General features: G+C 53.3%; 3 protein-coding genes. 1 reads left to right on the top strand and 2 read right to left on the bottom strand.

What is annotated here, in order from left to right; genetic code table 11:
- Positions 1-115 precede the first annotated feature (115 nt).
- Positions 116-2047 carry a molecular chaperone DnaK gene (gene dnaK, locus BDE01S_RS08700; protein WP_066080292.1) on the bottom strand — a complete coding sequence of 644 codons (1932 nt, stop codon included), beginning with the start codon at positions 2045-2047 and terminating at the stop codon, positions 116-118.
- A gap of 373 nt (positions 2048-2420) precedes the next feature.
- Entirely contained in the window at positions 2421-2996 is a 576-nt protein-coding gene (gene grpE / locus BDE01S_RS08695; RefSeq protein WP_066080289.1) for a nucleotide exchange factor GrpE, read from the bottom strand.
- Between the two features lie 268 nt (positions 2997-3264).
- On the opposite strand from grpE, the gene cysE reads away from it, so the two are divergent.
- Positions 3265-4092, top strand: coding sequence for a serine O-acetyltransferase (cysE, locus tag BDE01S_RS08685; RefSeq protein ID WP_066080283.1), 828 nt, complete (start codon positions 3265-3267; stop codon positions 4090-4092).
- Positions 4093-4243 lie beyond the last annotated feature (151 nt).

Below are 4243 nucleotides of genomic sequence, written 5' to 3'. Positions count from 1 at the left end.
TATATTGTCATATTGTCAGCCTAAAGCTTAGCTGTGTAATTCGGTTTTTCAGAAATTTCCAGATTAATAAAAAAGCGCAAACCTTCCGGTTTGCGCTTTTTTTCAGACGGCCTGATTATTTCTTGTCGTCTTTCACTTCTTCAAAGTCGGCATCCACTACATCGTCGTCTTTCTTGGCGGCAGATGCTTCGGCTTGCGCGCCCTCACCCGCTTGGGCTTCGGCTTGCGCCTGCGCGTACACCATTTCGCCCAGTTTTTGGCTCGCCGCGCCCAAGGCTTCGGCTTTGGCGTCGATGTCGGCTTTGTCTTCGCCTTTCACGGCTTCTTCGGCGTCTTTCAATGCGGCTTCGATTTTCTCTTTTTCGGCTGCGTCGAGTTTGTCGCCGTAGTCGGCCAGAGATTTCTTCACTGAGTGAATCAGCGCTTCGGCTTGGTTGCGCGATGCCACCAGTTCGGTCAGTTTTTTATCTTCTTCCGCATTGGCTTCCGCGTCTTTCACCATGCGCTCGATTTCTTCTTCGCTCAGGCCGGAAGAACCTTGGATGGTGATGTTGGCGGCTTTGCCGGTGCCTTTGTCTTTGGCGGAAACGTGCAGGATGCCGTTGGCGTCGATGTCGAAGGTGACTTCGATTTGCGGCATGCCGCGCGGTGCGGGTGCGATGTCGCCCAAGTTGAATTGGCCCAAAGATTTGTTGGCGGATGCGCGTTCGCGTTCGCCTTGCAGCACGTGGATGGTCACGGCGCTTTGGTTGTCTTCGGCGGTGGAGAACACTTGCGACGCTTTGGTCGGGATGGTGGTGTTCTTCTGAATCAGCTTGGTCATCACGCCGCCCATGGTTTCGATACCGAGCGACAGCGGGGTCACGTCGAGCAGCAATACGTCGCTGCGGCCGCCGCCCAATACTTCGCCTTGAATGGCGGCGCCGACGGCTACGGCTTCATCCGGGTTCACGTCTTTGCGCGGCTCTTTACCGAAGAAGTCTTTAACAGCGTCTTGCACTTTCGGCATACGGCTTTGGCCGCCGACCAAAATCACGTCGTCGATTTCGGAAGTGCTCAAGCCGGCGTCTTTCAGGGCGATGCGGCAAGGCTCAATGGAGCGTTGAATCAGGTCTTCTACCAAGCTCTCGAATTTGGCGCGGGTGATTTTCATCGCCAAGTGTTTCGGGCCGGTGGCATCCATGGTGATGTACGGCAGGTTGATTTCGGTCTGCTGGCCGCTGGACAGCTCGATTTTGGCTTTCTCGGCGGCTTCTTTCAGGCGTTGCAGCGCCATCACATCGGTTTTCAGGTCGATGCCTTGTTCTTTTTTGAACTCGTCGATGATGTGGTCAATCAGGCGTTGGTCGAAGTCTTCGCCGCCCAGGAAGGTGTCGCCGTTGGTGGCCAATACTTCAAACTGTTTGTCGCCGTCAACATCGGCAATTTCGATGATGGAAATATCGAACGTACCGCCGCCCAAGTCATATACGGCTACTTTGCGGTCACCGTTGGAAACTTTGTCCATACCGAAGGCCAATGCGGCTGCGGTCGGCTCGTTGATGATGCGTTTAACGTCCAAACCGGCGATGCGGCCTGCATCTTTGGTGGCTTGGCGTTGGCTGTCGTTGAAGTAGGCCGGTACGGTAATCACGGCTTCGGTGACTTTTTCGCCCAAGTAGGCTTCGGCGGCCTCTTTCATTTTACGCAATACTTCTGCGGATACTTGCGGCGGAGACAGCTCTTTGCCTTGCGCTTTCACCCATGCGTCGCCGTTGGCGGCTTTGATGATTTCAAACGGCATGGATTCGATGTCGCGCTGTACTTCTTTGTCTTCAAATTTGTGACCGATCAGACGCTTGGCAGCGTAGATGGTGTTTTTCGGATTGGTCACGGCTTGGCGTTTGGCCGGTGCGCCGACCAATACTTCGTTGCCGTCGAGGTAGGCGATGATGGAAGGCGTGGTGCGCGCACCTTCAGCGTTTTCAATCACTTTGGTTTGGCCGTTTTCGGAAATGGCCAAACAAGAGTTGGTGGTACCCAAGTCAATACCGATTACTTTTGCCATGTGTTTTGCTCCTAAAAGTTTTAAATGCTTAATTAACAAATCTGTGTGGAACAGCGTTCCGTTGCTCTGTAAATAAGGCGGTTTGTCTGCTTTTCAAGTATCGGATTTGAATTTTTTTGCGATATTTTTAATTTTTTATTCAAGTACTTGATTTACTTATCCACAGATTTAGACCTTTGCAGGAAAAGCTGGAACACTCAGAGCCGTCATTAGCTGCGCAAGTCCGCTGCGGAAACTATTTTTCAGACGGCTTATTGTCGTTATCCGCACTATTGTTTTCGGAATGATGTTCCAATAACAAAGTATCAGGTTGCCGAACCGGATAAGGCCGTCTGAAAATCTGATGCTTGATGAACTTCACCAAGCGGTGCTTTCAATCTTCTTTTTTCGCCACCACCACCATGGCCGGGCGCAATACGCGGTCGGACAGGGTATAGCCTTTTTTCATCACGCTCACGATGGTATTCGGCTCCTGCTCGCTCACCACGGTCTGCATGGCTTGGTGTTGGTGCGGATCGAGTTTGTCGCCCACTTGCGGATTGATTTCTTTGATTTGGGTGGTGTCGAACGCTTTTTGCAGCTCGTTCAAAGTCATCTGCACGCCCATTTTCAGCGCGTCGAAATTACCGCTCTGATCCAGCAGCGCCATTTCCAGATAATCTTTCACCGGCAGCATTTCGGCGGCGAATTTCTGACCGGCGAATTTATGCGCGTCGGCGATTTCCTGCTGATGACGGCGGCGCAGATTTTGCTCGTTGGCCAAACCGCGCAGCTGCTCGTCTTTCACTTGGCCTTCCAGCTCGGCGATACGCGCCTCCAGCTCTTCGTAAGTCGGCTTTTCCGCTGCCTGCTCGGCTTCTGCGGCTTCCGCTTCGGCTTCGCCCGCAGCAGCACCTTCCGGCAAATCGGTTACTTTTTCTTCTTCAACAGCTTGGTTTTGTTCGCTCATGTTTGGTATTCCTTATCGGAGAAAGGTCAGAATATAATATGCTTCCATATAAGGCCGTCTGAAATAATTTCAAGCCTACGCCGCGATGCTGCCATGTACGCGCCATATATCAGGGCTTTGGCCGCACAGCCGCATTTCACGAACCGTTTCTCTATATTGCCGAAACAGGCAATTTCTCCTACTATGGTAACAGGCGCAGCCGAATATACCGAAAAGCGGCTGCCCGCCATTTTCAGACGGCCTTTTCCCTACCCAAGCGAGCCAGACCATGACACACAGCAAAAAAGACCACCTCAATACCTCCGATTTCGATTTGTGGCAGGCCATCCGCGAAGAAACCGAAGCGGCGGCGGCCTCCGAGCCGATTTTAGCCAGCTTCTTGCATCAAACCGTATTGCGCCACGACTCGCTCGCTTCCGTACTCGCCTACCATTTGTCGAGCAAACTCTCCAGCCCGATTATGGATGCGCGGATTTTGTATGAAATGTATCTGCAGGCGCTGGCTTCCGATACCGCCATTATCCGCTGCGTCGAGGCCGACCTGCAGGCGGTGTACGAGCGCGACCCCGCGTGTAACGAATACTCGCTGCCGCTTTTGTATTTCAAAGGTTTCCACGCCATTCAGGCGCACCGCATCAACCACTGGCTCTATCAAAACGGCCGCAGCACGCTGGCGTATTTCCTGCAAAACCGTATGTCGGAAGTATTCGGCACCGACATCCACCCCGCCGCCAAATTCGGCCACGGCCTGATGCTCGACCATGCCACAGGTTTCGTGGTCGGCGAAACGGCGGTCTTAGGCAACAATATCTCTATTTTGCACGGCGTGACCCTGGGCGGCTCGGGCAAGGAAAGCGGCGACCGCCACCCGAAAGTATCCGACGGCGTGATGATCGGCGCCAACGCTTCGATTTTGGGCAACATCCGCATCGGCGAAAATGCCAAAATCGGCGCCGGCAGCGTGGTGGTAGCCGATGTGCCGTCTTCCATCACCGTGGTCGGCGTACCGGCCAAGCCTGTGGGCCGCTCGTCCAAAATCCCGTCTGCCGATATGAACCAGCATATCGACTTTGCCGGCGTGGATTTTATGATTTGAGACGCGTAGCGGGATTTTTTTATCGTCAGGGCGTAAGTTCTGCTAAGGCGTTATCCCGCCTAGTTAGTTGGAGAAATTAAATTCCGATACAAGACGGCAAGCCGCAGACAGTACAAATCGTACGGGTCGGCGGACTTGTTGCTTCAACAGC

Source organism: Bergeriella denitrificans NBRC 102155, from assembly GCF_001592185.1.
In the GTDB taxonomy this organism is placed as follows: Bacteria; Pseudomonadota; Gammaproteobacteria; order Burkholderiales; family Neisseriaceae; genus Neisseria; species Neisseria denitrificans.
The sequence above is the reverse complement of the archived record's forward strand: the minus strand, read 5'-3'. Positions and strand labels throughout refer to the sequence as shown.